Origin of the sequence: Vibrio sp. 10N.222.52.C3 (genome assembly GCF_041474195.1) — a bacterium.
Taxonomy (GTDB): Bacteria; Pseudomonadota; Gammaproteobacteria; order Enterobacterales; family Vibrionaceae; genus Vibrio; species Vibrio crassostreae_C.
Genome location: NZ_JBFRTQ010000164.1, coordinates 6,461 through 7,353 on the forward strand (window position 1 = coordinate 6,461; position 893 = coordinate 7,353).

General features: G+C 40.4%; 1 protein-coding gene. It reads left to right on the forward strand.

What is annotated here, in order from left to right; translation table 11 throughout:
• On the forward strand, window positions 1–766 hold a 766-nt coding region (locus tag AB4517_RS20705), incomplete at its 5' end, for an inosine/guanosine kinase (RefSeq protein WP_372149741.1).
• Between the last annotated feature and the right edge of the window lie 127 nt (window positions 767–893).

The window sequence follows — 893 nt, forward strand, 5'->3', positions numbered from 1 at the left end:
TGAAAAAATCTTCAAAAGTGCTTCTGCTTTAGTTTTAACGGCTTATTTAGTTCGCTGTAAGCTAGGCGACCCGATGCCTGAAGCAACAATGAAAGCGATCGAATACGCGAAGAAATACGATGTGCCAGTCGTTCTTACACTAGGTACTAAGTTCGTTATTCAAGATGATCCAGAATTCTGGAAAGATTTCCTTGAGCAACACGTAACGGTTGTTGCAATGAATGAAGACGAAGCTGAAGCGTTAACGGGTGAAAGCGATCCACTGGCTGCATCAGATAAAGCGCTAGACTGGGTAGACCTTGTTCTATGTACTGCGGGACCTGTTGGCCTATTTATGGCTGGTTATACAGAAGATGCAGCTAAGCGTGAAACGTCACTGCCTTTACTTCCAGGTTCAATTGCGGAATTCAACCGTTTTGAATTTAGCCGTCCTGCGCATAAAGATTTATGTGAAAACCCAACTAAAGTGTATTCGCACATTGCGCCATACATGGGTGGACCAGAAAAGATCAAAAATACCAATGGTGCAGGTGATGCTGCGTTATCAGCTTTATTACATGATATGGCTGCTAATAAGTACCACAAAGAAAACGTGCCAAACTCAAGTAAACACCAACATTCATTCTTGACGTACTCTTCGTTCTCACAAGTTTGTAAATATTCTAACCGTGCTAGCTATGAAGTGTTGGTTCAACACTCTCCACGTTTATCTCGTGGCCTTCCTGAAAGAGAAGATAGCCTAGAAGAAGCGTACTGGGAAAGATAAGTTACTTTCTTTAATCAGTAGTACTATCAGTATCAGTTGGTTTCTAATACTGATAGTACAAATATAAAAAAGGCTCCGAAAGGAGCCTTTTTTGTTTCTGAATATATTGAAGTCGTAAATAATATTT